Raw genomic sequence first — 18,462 nt, 5'->3', positions numbered from 1 at the left:
GGCGTTAATTACATCATCACCCATGACAAAAATGTGCTTGGTCCAGCTATTTTTACGCTAGTGCTTAAGGCTAATTTTGCTAAAGCCACTGAGCTGAAACTATTGTTTAGTGGCAGTATATGCGAGTGATTATTAGTGCCGTTAGTTAGTGCTGCTAACATTAACGTCATTAGTGTTATTTTTAGTACTGTAGTTAACCCCTGAAAATATTAACTTTAGCTCGAGGTTAGCCGCAAATTATCATTTAAATTACTCTGAGCAAGTTATGACAACATTATTGCTACTATCTTGGACATTATCAGGGTATTTTTCTTGTCGCTTGTTTTTACCCGTGTAAAATACCGCTATTATTTCTTTCTTGTTTATTGTGTAAAACTTACCTATGTTCGAATTAAAATATCAAACCCCTAAAGCTTGGGCCGATGCAGTGCTGAATGACTTCGACACCTTCTTAACTGATCATGCCGCAGCAGAAAAAAAAGCCTCAGGTATGGCGATGTCGATGATCTCTCATTATCCAGATCGAAAATCAGTAGTGAAAGCGATGGCGGACTTAGCTATTGAAGAACTTATTCACTTTAAACAGGTACTAAAATTAATTTATGCCCGTGGCGGACAATTAGGCGCGGATGAAAAAGACCCTTACATTAATCAAATTAGAAAGGTTTTTCGTAACGGTAGTGATGTGTTTTTTATGGACAGATTAATCGTGGGCGGCGTAATTGAAGCGCGTGGTCATGAACGATTTTTTTTGATTGCACAAGCGCTACCAGAAGGCAAAGACAAAGAATTTTATCAAACTATCGCTAAATCAGAAGAAAAGCATAAAAATTTATTTATTGAATTAGCTTACGAATATTTTCCTAAAGCAGACGTTGATCAACGTTTAGCCGAAGTTTTAGACATTGAAGCGGACATTTGTGCGGCGCTACCTTTTCGTGCGGCCTTGCATTAATGTGCAATGCGGCATTTAGGTCATCGCCTTGAAACTGATTTTTTCTTCAAGTACTACAAAAGCACGTAAGCTTTTAAGGTAATAAGCACCATGACTAACAACAGCGCTGCGCAACAACAGCATAAAACATGCGCTAAATATTTAGCCCATTATGCTGAGCCAGAAGCACTATTGCTGGCGTCGTTTCCAGAACAGGGCAGCTATCAGCACGTGCTTGTTATTCCAGCGTTTGAAGAGTCTGCGCAATTTATTGACCGATTTATTGACTCGACACTGGTTGAGCAACAGTGTTTGTTAATCGTGGTGATTAATCAGCCCGACAGCGATTTTGGTCGTCAGCATCAACAAGCGCAAAGTGACTTAGCCCAGAGTATTACTGAACGGGGTGAACTGATTTGGCAGCAGGGTAATTTAAGTTTAATTGACCTTTGCCATTCGAGTCGCCATAAAAAGCTTAATGCGTCAATCTTAATGGTTAATCGTTACAGCCAACCGATTCCTGGGGATCAAGGCGTAGGTTTAGCAAGAAAAATTGGCGCAGACTTAGCGATAACACTATTTACTCAAGGTCATATTAATGCTTCTTGGGTACATTCAACAGACGCTGACGCCTATTTACCTGATAATTATTTTACCGCTCATGCTGTTAATAATGTAGCGCTTAAGCATGCCGTTGCTACTTGTTGTAATTTTTATCATTACAGTGAACACCAAGCCATTCATCAAGCCAATTTACGCTACGAAAACGCTTTACGCTATTACGTTGCTGGTTTGCACTATGCGCAATCACCTTATGCTTATTTTACTATTGGCAGTATTTTATCTTTTGATATGCTGGCCTACTGTCAGGCGCGAGGTTTTCCTAAACGCAATGCCGGTGAAGACTTTTACCTGTTAAACAAGCTGGCTAAATTGGGTGAGGTGGTTTACTTAGCCGACGTAACGATAAAATTAGAAGCTAGGCCTTCACAGCGCGTGCCTTTTGGTACTGGGCCAGCAGTGCAAAACATCATGCAACTTGTCGAACAAGGGCTAGATTATCAATACTATAATCCAGCCGTTTTTGTGCAATTAAAAGCCTGTTTACAAGCATTTGAATGCCTATGGCAATATCGACAACAACCTGAACTATGGCTAGTTTTTTTACCTAAAAATAGCCAGCAGGCTTTAATCAGTATAGGTTTACTGAATTTTGTGGCTAAGCAAAAAGTGAACAAGCAAGCACAATTTAACAAACAACTGACGGTATGGTTTGATAGTTTTAAAACTTTGAAGTTTATTCACGCGCTACGCGACTTAGGTTTAGAGAATATAGCCCTAGAACAAGCGATAGCTGATGCACCGTTTAGTATGAGTTAGTTACCTCAGCTTTTTTACTATCAATGGGGTCAAAATATAAATGGTCTATCAATGGGGTAAGTATCAATAAGATCAGAGTTGTTGATATGTTCAATCTAAAGAAATAAACCAGTGTAAGCTAGGCTTTATTCTCTTGGGTTAAATGAAATCAGTGTTGCCGCGAAAGAATTAAGCGTATCAAAAAATATCAAGCCAAACATTAACGGCTTTATAGCGCTGCATGAAGCCAGCGTAAACTGACTTTTTATCGCGTTAATCAAACTGATAGTTATTTGAGCGTTATTTGAAAGTTATTGGCTAGTGATTATTGCCTTATTTTTAATAAAGCTAGCTATGAAAGGTAATTATTGACGCTATTTACAACATAAAATAGGCAATCAGAACGGACAATATGGCTTTGATTTGACGCCATGAACATTTTCAAGTTGGTTGCACAGAGCAATTTATTATCAACCATTTTAAAGTACTGTTCGATCACGTTTACGCCTTGGTCGTTTAACATTTCAAGGTTTTCTAAACCCTTATCATCAAGCCAGCCTAATAGCAGCCCCTCACAGCATCCACCATAGTTAAATTGTTCAATATTTTGTCGCAAGGTTACGCCACTATAGCCTTCGTCACGTTTGCTAAAGGATAGTTTGCGCTCTGCTTTAATGACTAAACGCAAAGGTTTGTAAAGAATTTGCACGGCCTTATCTTGTGGTAAAGTAGAATGGCCATCGCAAAGGGTAAATTTTTTGATACCATTATAAGCAACATCATGCGCTTGGTCATCAAAACTACCACCACACTCAATCGTAACTACAGGGCAGGAGAAATTCAGCTCCATCATAGCGCCAATGCTAATATCAGATAAAATCAAGGTATCGCAAAAATAAGACGTAATCGACAACACATTGGGATTTATCAGCGTACTGACGGCAAAGGCAGGGCCATTACCTGAAGTATTATGTAAATCAATAATGGCTGTAGGGTTAACCTCGCGTATGGCATTTTCTATTAATTTCGCTCGTTGAATATAGCCGTCAATATTTTTATTTTTTCCATCAATACCGCCTCGAATGCTTTTTTCGTTAAAACAGCGATTTAAATCAATGCCCTCGGGCAGGTATCTGTGATGAAATAAATGCTGATAAGTAGCCGCTTCAACAGATGAAATAATAATGCGAATATTCGTTTTAGGTCGAGGTAATCTATTTCCTGTGGTGAGCCATCTATGTATGGCTATCAGTCCTGAAGCTTCATTACCCTGTAGTAATGTTGAAATAACTCGCCATTCATTATTGTTTTCGCCATGGATATCTATAACGGTAGGGCCAATTAACGATAACAAAAACTGCTGATGATCGGCATGTAATGTAAGACTAGATGGGTTAACTAAATAGCTTATTTCGCTAAAATCGACATCCATAACTTATCTCCGAAATGCGACCTATAATCGCGCATGTTTGTTGAGTCAGTTGCTGTTAATGATAAAGGTAAACTCGACCATTATTCGAAAATGATGCAAGAATGATTCGACCATTATTAGGCCACTATTCTCGACCTATATTCGAGAGTGAAAGCACAACTGAGCTAAAAAATAGCGATATATCAAGAGAAAGTTCATGCTTATTTACTGTCTCGATTTACACATTTGGCTAGCATGCCACAAGGCCATATTGTCGTTTGTTGACTAAGGTCAAATAAGCGGCGTTTTTTTGCGCTATTTTTTGGCCAATGACAGCTTTTTTGATTTCAATACTATTTTTCAGGGTTTTATTACTGCACTTACTCCTTCACTTACTGCTGTATCTAGTGTGCACATAATCTAATGAGGGTTTATTTTACTTGGTATTCGTTGAATAATTAATTATGCTAATGTTTCAATAAGAAGGAACGACAAGTATGCAAACTGTGGTTGCCAATGTTTTGGCTCAAATTGAATCTGTCGTTATTGGCAAACCCCATCAAGTGAAATTAGCCTTGGCGTGTTTGTTTGCTAAAGGCCATATTTTAATTGAAGACTTACCCGGTATGGGCAAAACCACCTTAGCTAACACCTTAGCCTTAACTTTAGGCTTGTCATATCAACGTATTCAATTTACTTCAGATTTGATGCCCGCCGATGTTATTGGTATTGCTATTTTTGATGAAGCGACAAAGTTATTTCAATTACATCCGGGCGCAATATTTAATCAAGTGGTGTTAGCTGACGAAGTGAACCGCGCCAGTCCTAAAACCCAAAGCGCTTTGCTAGAGGCTATGGAGGAAGGACGAGTGAGTGTTGACGGTGTAACCCATCTATTACCTGAGCCATTTTTTGTTATAGCGACACAAAACCCCATGTCACATGCGGGCACTTATCCGTTGCCAGAGTCGCAATTAGACCGTTTTATGATGCGAATTTCTTTAGGATTTCCTAGCATAGATGCCGAACGTAAAATTTTACAATCAGTAACATCACACCGCGATGTCATGGCTATTAAGCCTTTTCTTGGTGTTGAGCAATTACGAGAAATACAACAGCATATTGCGACTATTTGTGTTGCGCCTGCTATTGTAGATTATGTGATTGCACTATGCCGAGTGAGCCGACAAAGTGAGTCGCAAGCTAAGGCGTTATCGCCGCGTGCTGGAAAATCATTGCTGGCAGCTGCAAAGTCATGGGCTTTTATTCAAAATCGTGATTATGTTATACCCGAAGATATTCAAGCGGTATTCTCCCCAGTATGTGAACATAGACTAGCGCCACAACAACATCATATGTTTGAGCAAACGGATGAAATTTCTCAGCAAATATTGTCGCAGGTTGACCCGACTAATCCGTTGCTTTAAGGCTGTAATTTAAATCACAGCGTTTAGTAATATTTTAAAATTAATATGTTAAGTTATTAATTTTAGTTACGAAGTTCAGTGATTGCCATCGAGTGAAAAGGGGGCGTTAGTTGTTAAGCAAAGGAAAAAACACCGTGTTCTCTTCGATAAGCTCAGGGTCGATAATCGCTAGCTTGAAAAGCGTACTGCATAAGTACTTTAATGCTTGGCTAACTCGTCGAATTCCACAAGCCAGCCGACAACAAATTAATCATCGTAATATTTTTATTATGCCCACACGTTTTGGTGCCGGTTTGTTAATGTTTATGCTGTTGCTGTTTTTACTGGGCACCAATTATCAGAATAATGTCATTATATTAATCAGCTATTTACTAGTTAGTTTTTTCATTGTGGTTTTGCACCATAGTTTTTTTAATCTTTCTGGCTTACAGTTTAAAGCGACAAATTCATTGCAAGGTTTTGTGGATTCAACGCTGTATTTTCCACTGGTGATCACCAGTAAAAAAGTGCGCTTTACTATTAGTTTTTCTTTTGATCAAGCAAGGGTAAAGACCGAACAAGTAATTGATCACAGCGTGGACGAAAATAAATCAAGCAAGCGTAAACCAAGCAACAGTGCGCTTAGCAAAACAACATTGGCACAACTCGAAATAGGTGAAAACAACATTCGGATACCTTATCGAGTTTGTCAACGAGGCCAATACCCACTGGGTCGAGTGTTAATTATCAGCGAATTTGGCTTTGGGTTATTTAAAGCTTGGACCCGATTAGATTTTGCTCAGCAAGTTACCGCTTATCCAAAGCCTATTGCCAATGTTTGGACCGTTAAGCAACAAAATCTGGCGATTGAAGTGGCGGAAAATAACCTTGAAAGTTATCAAGACAGTTTTCAACCGGGCCAAGATGAATTTCACCAATTGCAACATTATCAACTGGGTGAACCCTTGAGTCGTGTGGCATGGAAGCATGTGGCACAAGGACAAGGTTGGTTAACAAAACAATATCAACAAGCCCTATCAGGCAAGTTGCAGTTAGACTTTGAGCGCCTGCCAAACGGCACACTTGAACAGCGTTTAAGTTGGTTAAGTTATGCAATTAAAGACTGTAGCACTAAGCAAATTGCCTTTTCATTGAAACTCCCCGACCAAGTGGTTGAGTATGACCATAGTGCACAACATACCTTAAAATGCTTAACCGCATTGGCACGTTATTGAGTGCATGATGAAAAACATAATTAAACCCAGTTTTAAACAAAAATTTAAGCCCAGAAAAAGTAAAAATCCTAGTGAAAATAATGATCTAAAACTTACTAGTCAAATGTATTTTTGTTTATTAATTTTTCAGCTACTTAACCTTGCAACCTTAGTTATACAGTTGCACTTGTTATATTTGTTGTTTGCCACTTTTGCCTTGGCGTTGCAGTTTATTGTGCATTTGAATATTGCTCGCAAAGGCGCTCTGGTATCAAGGCTGAGCCAATCGATAAAAAGCTATGTAAGACCTAAAATATTACCGCCTTGGTTGATGCTACTATTGGCTATTTCAGGTAGTGTGGCTATCGCTGTTGCGGGGCAAACATTAGGGCTTTTGCTGAGCATGATGCATTTATTATGCTTCGCTTATAGTTTAAAGATGTTTGAAATACCGAGGCGAAAAGATTTATATCAACTGGTGGTATTAGGCATTTTTGTTGCCACCTCTTCATTAATTTTTATTCAATCTATTTATTTTTCATTGGCTGTTATTGTTTTGGTTTTTGGCAATTTAATGATTCTACTTAACTTATTTGCACCAACAATGGCGGTATTGGCACAAGCTAAATTAGTCGCTAAACTCGGCTTATATTCAGTGCCTTTAGCGGTGGCGTTATTTGTCGGGTTTCCCAAGCTAAGTCCGTTTTGGCAAGTGCCAAGTGTTGAATCAGCAAAAGTTGGGCTGTCAGATAGTGTGAAAATTGGTGATATTGCGCAATTAGCTTTGTCGGATGAATTGGCGTTTCGTGTCAGTTTCCAAAATAGTAACCCTGAACATGCTCAGCTGTATTGGCGGGCGATGGTATTAGATGATTTTGACGGGGTAACTTGGCGACAAAGCCGTCGAGACCTAAGTCAAAATAGTCAAAGTGGTCAAAGTGGTCAAAATGCTCAAAGTAGTTATGGTTCAGCTACCTTGGAGCAGGCGAACAGTTCAGCCGATATTGAATTACGTGGCACAGGATTAAGCTATCAGGTGATTGCTGAGCCTAGCTTTCAATCTTGGTTATTTGCGCTCGACTTTGCCACTAGTGAGCAAGGCAATATTGGTCAGCGTGATGACTTTGCTTTGTTTTATCGCGGTATTATTAGTCAAACATTAAGTTATCAAGTCACCAGTTATCCAGCAGCCAAAATGTCAGCGACATTGCCTGATGCTACCCGTGCTTTAAATTTGCTATTAAGCACTGACAACAACCCTAAATTGCTCGCTAAAGGCCAACAATTGCGTCAGCAGTATCCTGATGACCGGCAGTTAATTAATCAGGTGTTAACTGAACTTAATGAAGAAAACTATTATTACACCTTGCAGCCGCCTCGGCTGAATAATAATAGTTTAGACCAGTTTTATTTCGACACTCGGGCGGGATTTTGCGAGCATTATGCCAGTAGCTTTACTTATTTAATGCGTGCTGCCGGCATTCCTGCTCGCATGGTGGTTGGTTACTTAGGCGGCGAGTTCAATCTCAGTGGAAATTATTTAAGTGTTTATCAGCGCAATGCCCATGCTTGGTCTGAGGTCTGGTTACCTAACAGCGGTTGGCAGCGCATAGACCCAACGGCAGCGGTTGATCCAGAACGTGTTGAAAGGGGATTTTCGACTAGCTTAATGCAGGAGTATGATAATTTATCTTCCGGACTTTTTTCGCTGCAACCATTACACGCCATGTGGTGGTATAAGCAAGTTAAAATGCAAATTGACGCCATTGACTATCAATGGACACGTTGGGTTATTGGTTATACGGGCGAAAAGCAATCGCGTGTTATGGCGCAGCTGTTAGCGAGTTTAAAGGAGGGTAAAAATATTTTATATTTTTTGCTGATATTAGCTGGTGCCACCTTGCTGTTTTATGGCTATAAAGTTGTTAAGGGCAAGGCGAAAGGGAAAGCTGAGGATAAAATTAAAGCCCTGTATTTAAAAACCTTAAAATTAATGGCGCAGCATCAATTGGTCAAAGCAAGGTCGATGACCGCGCAACAGTTTGCTGATGTTATTGCTACAGCTCGACCTGAGTTGTCAGCGAACTTTTGTGCTATATCAAACGGCTTTGCACAACTAAGCTATCAAAATTTTGCTGATGATATTAACCAACAAGAGCGTGCTAAGCAGTTAATAAAACTACAACTTAGCTATCGGCAACTGCGTTGGCAATTATGGCTAGCCAAGCTGGGCATTGGCTAGTATTCATTGGCTAATGTTAACGGCTAATGTTAAAAGGCAATAGCTAATATTAATGCTGTTTTGATTTTAACCAAACCACTATGCCAACAATAACAAAGAAAAATAGGCTGAAAAATAATATCACCATGACCTGACGTTTTTGTTTACTGGTTAAATCTAAGCGTTCAACTTTTATAACCTTCGCACTTAAAAAAGTCTGATAATCTGTCTCAGCTAACCAGTTGACAATATTTAGCCCCATTTGGGCATTACTGTATTGATTAATATAAACATTGGTTAAGAAATCTGCATCGGTAAAAACAATCATTCGAGTGTCAGAACGAGGCGCTTGCACTTTATTCGGGCTAGCAGTTATCTCTTTATGCTCTTCAAGTACTACATAAGAAATGGGCACTGGGCCAGGGGTGTCTATGCCTTGATCATATTGAATCGCTAAATTTCGGTTAGTTTCTGCCCAACTTTTTTCTGTTGATGCCGTCGCGGCAATAACCGCTAACTTAATACTTGGGCGACGTTGGGCTAACATCTCAATGGAGCGCGGCCTAACGTAAAAGGTATAATCTAAACCTTGGGTAATGGCTTTATGCTTTTGGTAGTTTTTGGTGGCAGGACTGCCAACATCGTTACCGACATGGTTGGTTAAATCAACCACAATGTCGGATTTAACCTTAAGTCCCCACTGATTAATAATGCTATTTAATGACGGATTTTGCTCTAGCTGTTCTGCGGTTAGTGGCTTATCAGGCGTGGTAACTCTGGTATGTTCAACCAGAAATAAGGCATCACCACCGGCGCTTAAATAATCAATGATTAACTTATCTTCCTGTGTTGTAAGTTCAGTGCGAGCACCGGCAATAACCAGCACATCGCAATCAGCAGGAATCGACTGAGTTATACCTAACATCAGTGGTTTACTGTTAATATTGTTATCAGCCAATAACTGTTTAAAGGTCGATAAACCGACATTGTCAGTGTTTTTCAGTGAATATTCACCGTGGCCAGTGAGAAAGTAAAGCTGTCTTGGCGGGCTACTAGCGCGGGCAATGGCATTAGTGAGTTTTTCTTCTGTCAGTGCGTCATCGCTAAAATCAACATCTTTTCGGCCATTAATTGATTGGACAATAACTTTACGTTCGGCGCCACTGACTACATTGCCAAACTTAGCGGCGAATGAAATATTCTCTATTGGGTCAATTATTTGCGTGCTGATCAGGCCAGCAGAAAGCCTTTCATATTCCTTAAATAAATCTTGTAAATATTTTGGTGGCAAACCGACATAAAACGCGGTTAATTCAACTTTTTCTTTCAGTGTGCTAATAAACTCGATAGTGTTTTTAGTTAAGGTGTGTTGTTGACTTGCCGTGACATCCCATCGCGTGGTTATGCTATTGGCCGCATGATGACTGATAGCCAGAAAACCTATACTCGCGATAATCATAGCAAAAATAAGGCAGACTTTTTTTCCTTGTGGGCTAATAAAACGGGGCTTAGCCTTGCCTTGATTAGTATCAGTTGAATTAGTGGCGTTGAATGCCGCCTTTATCGCCTTAGCGTCAGTCTGATTAAGCTGACTGTTAAGCTTGAGCAAAACTAAAAATGCTATGCCGCCGCCTAATGTAAGGCCACTAGCAAGGCTCAATGACAGCAAAGAAAATTGCGCATCAATATAAAATAACGCTAAACCTAATATAAATAGCAAGAGCGCTGCGCCAATCAACGTAGGTAATAACTTTTTAAGTAGTAAAGTTTTATTGTTTTTAATCATCATTTATTGCCACAACCTATGGTTGATGCTCAAGCCAGTTAATATCAAGCAGAGCACAATGCCGGCTAAGTAATAGACAACATCGCTGGCCGTGATAATACCCATAGCGAAATTTTCAAGATGGCTACGCGTGCTGAGTTGGATCAAAAAGTTTTCTGCAAAGCCAGTGAAATACTTGGTAAAGCTGATTGAAAAATACAGTGAGAATAGGATCAGGTACGAGGTCATCGCGGCAATAATTTGATTTCGTGTCCACGACGAGGTCAGTAAACCTATGGCGATGAAAAGTGCGCCTTCTAACCAAATACCCACATAACCCGATAAAATACTGCCAGGGTCGGGGTTGCCATAATACTCAACAATAAAATAATAAATGCCAGTGATGCTAATTAACAGTGAGTAAAAAATTAGCATACTAAAGTATTTACCTAACACGATCATACTCGGTGTTAAGGGGGCAGTGAGCAAAAACTCCATGGTGCCGTTAGCTTTTTCTTCGGCAAATAACTTCATGGTTAATAAAGGGATGATAAAAATAAACATAAACTCCATCACTTGAAAGATGTCTCGTAATGACACTTCTCTATTTTGCTCTATCAACATATAAAAAAGCACATTAAATAATAACAAACAAGCAATGAGAATAATGTAGGCCACAGGGCTACTAAAGTAGCTATGTAGCTCTTTTTTGGTCAGTGCGATAATTTTATTCATCAGTAATTACTTACATTTTGGTTTGGCGTTTGTATGGGGTTTTTTGATGAGACAGGTGCTGACTCTTGGTGATGGTTAAAAAATATTTGCTCTAAGGTTAATGCTTGAGCTTGGCTGTTTTTATCAGTGTTATTTATATTGCCTTTTAGTAAGGTTTGTAATGACTGATCAATAATAAGTTGCCCAGATTTAATCATTAAAATACGTTGGGCTATTTTTTCAATTTCAGGCAAGGTATGTGTGCTCAGTAACACGGTTCTTTGTTCTTTTTGGTTGTTAATAAGTGCTAATACTTGTTGAACTTGCATGGGGTCAAGGCCACTGGTGGGTTCATCTAAAATAAGTAATTTAGGTTCATGAATAATCGCTTGAGCAATACCCACTCTTTGTTTATAGCCTTTAGATAAGGTTGAGATGGTTTTGTGTTTAACCTGGTCTAATTGGCAGTCTTCTAATACTTTAGCGAGCTGAACAGCTTGTTTTTTAGCGGCAACGCCTTTTATTTCAGCCGCAAACTTTACATACTGCAATACGGTCATATTGGTATACAAAGGCGGATTTTCGGGTAGGTAACCAATTTTTTGCCGGATAGTTAACGAGTGTTTAGTAATGTCGTCGCCATCAATGAAAATTCTGCCAGAAGAGGGGGCAAGAAAAGCGGTTATCATGCGCATTAAGGTCGTTTTACCCGCGCCATTTTTACCTAAAAAGCCAACAATATCGCCTTGGTTAATTTCAAAGCTCACATTATGTACCGCCTGCAGTGCGCCAAAGTTTTTACTGATATGCTCAACTGTTAAAATACTCACTCAATAGCCTTTTATAATTACGCTTAATAAATCTGACTTCAATATTATTTGATCATAAATATTTGATCATAAATATTATTGTTAACACAGATTATCTATGACATTGCTCATGTCTGCTAGTTTTTATACTTAGGTCAATATAAGCGCCAGCCACTAGTTTGAAGCTATTTTTTCACTGCGCGTGTTTTACAACATTATAGTGAGGTAAAACAGCAAGAATACTCATAGTTAGACTTAGCCACTAGTAAAATAGCATTAATAAAGCGCGGTCAAAAAACGCGGTTAACCAATACAAAACACTAAAGCAGTGTAGCACGAACAAACTGTTTTAGTGTTTTATAAACAACACCTTGCTACTATTTACTAAATATAAGTATCAAGATTTTTTTGCATGATTTTGGCGGTACATTCACTTGGCAATATTATCTATAAAAAGTGATTTTTTCATCTTATCCAATTTTAGTCATTGTTGTTATAGACAGTTAGCTATTATTTCTTTTTGAGGTGAAAAATAAGACAAATAGCTAGTTTATCTATAAGCGAGCATTGGTAATACTGGCAAAGTTTTGTTATTAATATATAAAATAAATCAGAGGGAAGTTTCTCTGATTAAATGCTTAGGTGAATTTAATTATGAAAATAGTATATTCCAACGAAAGTCTTTTACTGGTTAGCAATATTAAAAACCTTATTGAAGCACAAGGAATAAGCACATTTATTAAAAATGAATTTTCTCAGGGCGCTATAGGAGAAATCTCCGCTTTCGACTCTTGGCCTGAAGTTTGGGTTACAGATGATGTCGACTTGGAACGTGCGACAGAAATATTAGACTCATCACAGAGTGACATTGATGGCGAGGACTGGACCTGCACAAACTGCTCAGAGAAAAATGCCCCGTCTTTTGAAATATGTTGGAATTGCGCGTCTGAAAACTCATAACAACACGCCATGAGGTAGAGCACAGCTCTAGATTTCAACTTACAGCAAAGGTTAATAATAGCGAGCTACTTGGTTTAATTGCGGCAAATTATTTTTTAATAAGGTTAATTGACTTGGTCAAATTACCATGAACTAACCAACATTCTTTTAATGAACCCCGTTGTAATAAGTGTTGCATTTACCGCTAGTACAGTGAGTCCAACTCGTTTGATAAAGGTCACAAAAAGTATAGTGCAAAGCATTCGCTTTATATTATTAAGCTATTTTGTACTTTACAGCAGATGAATCTATATAGTGCTATGTGGCAAGCAAATAAACTAAAGGTCGTTGTTTAATGTTTAAAAAAGTGTTGTTGTTATTTATAGTCATAAGTTTAATCAGTTGTAAGAGCATACCTAACCTCAGTTCAATTCGTAGTGCTGAAAGCTTAATTAAACAAATAAATGCTAACGATACTGATCTTATTACCATTGCTCATCAAACAGTTGAAACTAATCGACTTATTCAGCAAGATATCAACAATATCAAAGTGTTGCTTAAAGAGTTAAGTAAGCATATAGGTGACTTATGGGGCGAAGCTAAGCCTCAAATACCGAGCAATAAAAAACTGGTTAAATATACTAACGACTACCAAGCGCGTGCCATTGTTGACTTTGAAAAAGGCAGCATTTTAATCGAAACTTTAGCGGCTCAGTCTCAGGCTAAAACCTTGCACAATTTACAGCGTGCCATTGTGACTACTTTATTAGCAACATCAGATCCTCGAAAAACTGATATATTTTCAAGCGAAGCGCCACAACTCTCCGGCACACCATATTTGTACCAACAGGTGCTTGATCGCGACAATAAGCCTATTCAATACTCATGGCGTGCTAATCGATTTTCTAAGTATTTAACAGAATTTAATTTACAGAAATACAAAAAAAATCGAAAACAAATTTATGCTGTTAGCATTAAAATGGTTGAAAAACATCAACACTTACGTGAACAAAAATACAGTAAGCATGTACTTGCGGCGGCTAATCGTTATCAAATATCACCAGAGCTGATCTATGGCATTATTGAAACTGAAAGTAGTTTTAATCCATTTGCTGTAAGTACCGCTAATGCCTATGGTTTGATGCAAGTTGTGCCTAGTACCGCTGGAGTTGATGTTTTTCAACGTATTAAAAAGAAAAAAGGTATGCCAAGCAAGCAGCAACTCTTTGATCCTGCGTTTAATATTGATATTGGTTCAGCCTATTTACACATTCTCAATAACAGTTATTTAAAAGATGTTAGTAATGACACCAGTCGTCATTACGCCATTATTTCAGCTTACAATGGCGGCAGCGGCAATGTATTAAAAACCTTTCATGGTAATCGTAAAACCGCGATGAAAGTACTCAATACTAAATCGCCTAAAGTGGTTTATTATCTGCTGACTAAAAAGCACCCAAAGGTAGAATCTCGTCGTTATTTAGAGAAGGTAACTAAAGCTGAAAAAACCTATTTGTAAATAGCGCTGTTGTGCAACCCTGTTACTCGGTATCTGTGCTGATAACCGTTAAATTTCATTTAACTTGATGGACTGAAGTCCAACCTACATAGTGCCTGCGAGTGACTATGTAGCGTTAGGTGTTTTTTTGTAGGTCGGACTTTAGTCCGTCAACCGTTTAGCCAGTGATTACTGTCATGGGCCAAAAAAATTTGCAGCTGTGTATTACTTTTCTCACTCGGTATCTGTGCTGATAACCGTTAAATTTCATTTAACTTGATGGACTGAAGTCCAACCTACATAGTGCCTGTGAGTGACTATATAGCGTTAGGCGTTTCTTGTAGGTCGGACTTTAGTCCGTCAACCGTCAAGCCAGTGATTACTGTCATGGGCCAAAAAATTTGCAGCTGTATATTACTTTTGTCACTCTGTATTTGTGCCGATAACCGTTAAATTTCATTTAACTTGATGGACTGAAGTCCAACCTACATAGTGCCTGCGAGCGACTATGTAGCGTTAGGCGTTTTTGTAGGTCGGACTTTAGTCCGTCAACCGTCAAGCCAGTGATTACTGTCATGGGCCAAAAGAACTTGCAGCTGTGTATTACTTTTGTTGCTCGGTATTTGTGCTGATAACCGTTAAACTTCATTTAACTTGATTGACTGAAGTCCAATCTACATAGTGCCTGTGAGTGATTATGTAGCGTTAGGCGTTTTTGTAGGTCGGACTTTAGTCCGTCAACCGTTTAGCCAGTGATTACTGTCATAGGTCAAAAAAAACTTGCAGCTGTGTATTGCTTTTGTCACTCGGTATTTGTGCCGATAACCGTTAAATTTCATTTAACTTGATGGACTGAAGTCCAACCTACATAGTGCCTGCGAGCGACTATGTAGCGTTAGGTGTTTTTTTGTAGGTCGGACTTTAGTCCGTCAACCTTAAAGCCAGTGATTACTGTCATGGGCCAAATATGAATAGCCAACTATTTATCACAGGTTATTATCACTAGTTTAGTAAGACGTATGTGAAAATTATGTATTTTGGCAGGGTTTTTACAGAGAGTCTTTACAGGAACTTTGTTTCTGTGTGGATATCAGTATTAACACAAGCTATGGTTCGTTATAATGCTAGCTCAATAAGTTAGAGTCCCCGCATCCTTTTATTTCAGGTGGGAATCAAGACTAAAAAACACATACGGGCAGGGCATAGAATTGACAATTAACTGGCATGATTTAATCGCAAAAGCATGGAATGATCGAAAAGTTTTACATGAGTCTGATGAATTTGATTGTTGGCGTGTTTTTCATGGTTACGCTGAAGGCGCAAAAAGTGTTGTTATTGAAAAATTCGGTACTATGGCTGTGGTTGAATATAAAGAGGATATTCGTGACGATCTTGATGCGATTAAAGATGCACTGCTACAGCACTTTCCCTTTACACTAATTCTAGCCAAAGGTGATCAATTACTTGGATTACGGTTGAAGGAAAGAATGTTTGCGCTATATGGTGATTTTTCCGACGCTCCAGAATTTGTTAAAGAATATGGTATTTATTACAGTTTACTTCCGGATGCTATGCATAACTGCGGTTTGTATCTTGATGCGCGTCCAGTGCGCAAATGGTTAGCTGATCATAGTGAGGGTCGCCGTGTTCTCAACTTATTTTCATTTACTGGTAGTCTAGGTATCGCTGCTTTAAAAGGTGGTGCAAAAGCCGCTATTCATTTGGATAAGTCGAAAGACTTGTTACCCCGTATCGAAAAAAGCTACAAAAAAAATGGCCTTGACCTTGGCACGCGCAGCTTTATACAGGGTGATATCTATAAGCATTTGCCTAAAGCAATAAAGCGTGGCCAGACCTTCGACGGGATTATTTTAGATCCGCCACCAAAAGTGTATAAGTCACCTCATTCAGAGCATCAACCTAAAGGGCAAGACTTTGCGAGATTGGTCAGTCTATGCTCAAAGCTTTTAAACCCAGGAGGCTGGTTGATTTGCATGTTTCATCGCTTTGATGCAACGTGGGATCAGTCAGATGCCGAAATTATTACCGCATCGACTCATACCTTGAAAATGATTGATCGATTTACCAGTGAGTGTGACTTTCCTGATGAGAATGTCGATCGAAAGCTCAGAGTGACAGTATTTGAAAAGATTTAAGCTATGTATCGCTAGCGCAGAGATCAAAAAACTGTGGCCAAATAAACAATTTTATTTTTTCGCTGTACTGCCAAAATAGATGAGGACAGCCGTCGATAAAATTATGTGTATAACAAGGGGAATCTGTCTAATGGGTTTTCCGCTTATTTTATTATGAATCATCAATGGGATGGTGGTACTAAGGCGTTTCTCTTGAGTTTGGCAAAAAACTTTAGAATGATGTTTAATAAAATCTTAGTTTTCAACAAATTCATCTGGTCATAAAAACAGGTTATTTTTACATGATAAAAGTGGGTGTAATAGGATACGGATATTCAGCTAAAACATTTCATATTCCCCTGATAGAAACATCAGAATATATGGAGTTAGTCGCGATAAATAGTTCTCAAAAAGAATTAGTAAGGGAGCAACATCCTAATATTGCCATTTTTGATACGGCACAAGCGTTAATAACGAGTGCAAACCTTGAATTAATTGTCATCACAGCGCCAAATAATGTGCATTATTCATTGGCAAAATTGTGCTTAGAACATGGCATTAATGTCGTTATAGAAAAACCTATGGTTACCACCAGTGTAGAAGCGCAGGAGCTAGTAGACTTAGCTAAAAAGCAGGGGTTATTACTGTCTGTTTTTCATAACAGGCGGTGGGATGGGGATTTTTTAACGGTTAAAAAGCTTTTAAAAAACAATCAACTTGGAGATGTTCGATACTTTGAATCTCATTATGATCGTTTTCGCCCTACCGTTAGGCAAAGGTGGAGAGAACAAGCAGGAAAGGGCTCTGGAATATGGTTTGATCTAGGCTCGCATTTAGTGGATCAAGCCATCAATATTTTTGGTCTGCCTGAAGCATTAACGGCAAGATGTTTACCATTAAGAGCAAACTCTCAAACCACTGACTATTTTCACGTGCAACTTCATTATGAAAATCTTGAGGTTGTTCTCCATGCAAGTTCATTTTCCGCGGCTCCCAATATGCGCTTTCGTATTGAAGGAACAAAAGGAAGTTTCATTAAATATGGTTTTGACCCGCAAGAAGAGCAATTAAAAAAGGGTATAAGCCCAGTAAATTCCTTGTATGGTGTCGAAAATGAGGAAAACTATGGTCGTTTATACACTGAGTTTTCGAGTACAGCGATAGAAACTGAGCAGGGTTGCTACAAGCAATACTACTTAGAAATTGCTCAAGCTATAAAGTTAGGTGGTTGTAATCCAATTAATCCAGCTGATGCAGTAGAGGTTTTAAAGATACTTGAATTAGCGGAAATAAGCAGTGAGAGTGGTAAAAAAATGATGATATCTCTAGCTAAAAACTATGAAGGATTAAAATAGGACAAATAAAATTTGTTTTTTGCGGCTGTGTCGCTTACTTTAGCCAGCTATATTTTTCTGCTGAAATAGCTGTAAGGTTTAAAATGAATATTCTTTGTCCAAATTGTCAAAATGCACTTATTTCAAAAAGTGATGTAAACAAGTTATTACCACTTAAACGGTTTGGACTCTCTGAGGTAAAGTGTAAAAGCTGCGGTAGCCTTTGTGTTTCAACAGGAAAATCCAAAAGCATCTGGTTTGCTATTTTTTTAGCGACATTAATATTTTTAATGCTTACGGGTAAGCAACTGGTAGAATTTAGCGGCTATGACTCAGACGTTCGTATTGTTGTACTGCTTGTGGTTTATTTCTTCGTAAATTGGCTTTTTTCTTATATCTGGCCAAAAGTTATCTCTATAGAGTTAAAAGCGGGCACTGAGTAACACTAAGCTTACTAAGTTTTTGTTCCATGTAGGTTGGACTTCAGTCCATCAGGTTAAATGAAATTTAACGGTTATTGGCATAAATGCTGATAAAAAAATATGCCGCTGCAGATGTCGGTTGACCTATTATGTTAATTGGCTGCTAAACGTTTGTCCAATGTAGATACCATCTCTCTATACCGATTTCAAACACTCATTTAAATTGCTTGAGATCGGTATTCGCTTTGGTGCTTTAACACCCCAAAACAAATCTGTACTAACTTTCTCATTGCAGCGCCAA

The 18,462-nt window shown here is 38.6% G+C and carries 14 protein-coding genes; 10 read left to right on the top strand and 4 right to left on the bottom strand.

All coding sequences use genetic code 11. The features are described from left to right. The first annotated feature begins 382 nt into the window (after positions 1–382). Both H4J65_RS01105 and H4J65_RS01100 read left to right on the top strand, forming a co-directional pair. Entirely contained in the window at positions 383–955 is a 573-nt protein-coding gene (locus H4J65_RS01105) for a tRNA-(ms[2]io[6]A)-hydroxylase (protein WP_182184731.1), read from the top strand. 90 nt (positions 956–1,045) lie between these two features. Next, positions 1,046–2,314, top strand: a complete 1,269-nt coding sequence (locus tag H4J65_RS01100) for a hypothetical protein (RefSeq protein ID WP_182194408.1) — start codon at positions 1,046–1,048, stop codon at positions 2,312–2,314. 331 nt (positions 2,315–2,645) lie between these two features. Here H4J65_RS01100 and H4J65_RS01095 read toward each other — a convergent pair whose 3' ends face one another. Beyond that, positions 2,646–3,725: a succinylglutamate desuccinylase/aspartoacylase family protein gene (locus H4J65_RS01095; RefSeq protein ID WP_182194404.1), complete on the bottom strand. Its 1,080-nt coding sequence runs from the start codon at positions 3,723–3,725 to the stop codon at positions 2,646–2,648. Positions 3,726–4,201: 476 nt separating this feature from the next. On the opposite strand from H4J65_RS01095, the gene H4J65_RS01090 reads away from it, so the two are divergent. The 3 genes from H4J65_RS01090 (at position 4,202) to H4J65_RS01080 (ending at position 8,566) form a co-directional block, all read left to right on the top strand. Continuing rightward, positions 4,202–5,131 (top strand): MoxR family ATPase, encoded by a 930-nt coding sequence (locus H4J65_RS01090; RefSeq protein WP_182194401.1) that lies wholly within the window; start codon positions 4,202–4,204, stop codon positions 5,129–5,131. A gap of 134 nt (positions 5,132–5,265) precedes the next feature. Then, on the top strand, positions 5,266–6,345 hold the full coding sequence (locus tag H4J65_RS01085; protein ID WP_182194397.1) for a DUF58 domain-containing protein: 1,080 nt from the start codon (positions 5,266–5,268) through the stop codon (positions 6,343–6,345). Positions 6,346–6,352: 7 nt separating this feature from the next. Beyond that, on the top strand, positions 6,353–8,566 hold the full coding sequence (locus H4J65_RS01080; protein ID WP_182194393.1) for a DUF3488 and transglutaminase-like domain-containing protein: 2,214 nt from the start codon (positions 6,353–6,355) through the stop codon (positions 8,564–8,566). A 49-nt stretch (positions 8,567–8,615) separates the two neighbouring features. Here H4J65_RS01080 and H4J65_RS01075 read toward each other — a convergent pair whose 3' ends face one another. The 3 genes from H4J65_RS01075 to H4J65_RS01065 are packed head-to-tail and all read right to left on the bottom strand — an operon-like array spanning position 8,616 to position 11,854. Further along, positions 8,616–10,334, bottom strand: a complete 1,719-nt coding sequence (locus tag H4J65_RS01075) for a GldG family protein (RefSeq protein ID WP_259367464.1) — start codon at positions 10,332–10,334, stop codon at positions 8,616–8,618. Continuing rightward, positions 10,335–11,045 (bottom strand): ABC transporter permease, encoded by a 711-nt coding sequence (locus H4J65_RS01070; protein ID WP_182194390.1) that lies wholly within the window; start codon positions 11,043–11,045, stop codon positions 10,335–10,337. Continuing rightward, positions 11,045–11,854 carry an ABC transporter ATP-binding protein gene (locus H4J65_RS01065; RefSeq protein ID WP_310649895.1) on the bottom strand — a complete coding sequence of 270 codons (810 nt, stop codon included), beginning with the start codon at positions 11,852–11,854 and terminating at the stop codon, positions 11,045–11,047. Before H4J65_RS01065 ends, H4J65_RS01070 begins: the two co-directional genes overlap by 1 nt. Positions 11,855–12,487: 633 nt before the next feature. Here H4J65_RS01065 and H4J65_RS01060 point away from each other — a divergent pair. From H4J65_RS01060 to H4J65_RS01040, 5 genes are all read left to right on the top strand, one after another. Then, positions 12,488–12,793 carry a DUF2007 domain-containing protein gene (locus H4J65_RS01060; protein WP_182184743.1) on the top strand — a complete coding sequence of 102 codons (306 nt, stop codon included), beginning with the start codon at positions 12,488–12,490 and terminating at the stop codon, positions 12,791–12,793. Positions 12,794–13,127: 334 nt separating this feature from the next. Then, positions 13,128–14,291, top strand: a complete 1,164-nt coding sequence (locus tag H4J65_RS01055; RefSeq protein ID WP_182194386.1) for a murein transglycosylase domain-containing protein — start codon at positions 13,128–13,130, stop codon at positions 14,289–14,291. A 1,187-nt stretch (positions 14,292–15,478) separates the two neighbouring features. After that, positions 15,479–16,426: a class I SAM-dependent methyltransferase gene (locus H4J65_RS01050; protein ID WP_182194382.1), complete on the top strand. Its 948-nt coding sequence runs from the start codon at positions 15,479–15,481 to the stop codon at positions 16,424–16,426. A gap of 281 nt (positions 16,427–16,707) precedes the next feature. Next, entirely contained in the window at positions 16,708–17,760 is a 1,053-nt protein-coding gene (locus tag H4J65_RS01045) for an oxidoreductase (RefSeq protein ID WP_182194379.1), read from the top strand. An 83-nt stretch (positions 17,761–17,843) separates the two neighbouring features. Further along, positions 17,844–18,182, top strand: coding sequence for a hypothetical protein (locus tag H4J65_RS01040; RefSeq protein ID WP_182184747.1), 339 nt, complete (start codon positions 17,844–17,846; stop codon positions 18,180–18,182). Positions 18,183–18,462 lie beyond the last annotated feature (280 nt).

It is taken from the genome of Colwellia sp. MB02u-9 (assembly GCF_014077085.1).
Classification (GTDB): domain Bacteria; phylum Pseudomonadota; class Gammaproteobacteria; order Enterobacterales; family Alteromonadaceae; genus Cognaticolwellia.
The sequence above is the reverse complement of the archived record's forward strand: the minus strand, read 5'-3'. Positions and strand labels throughout refer to the sequence as shown.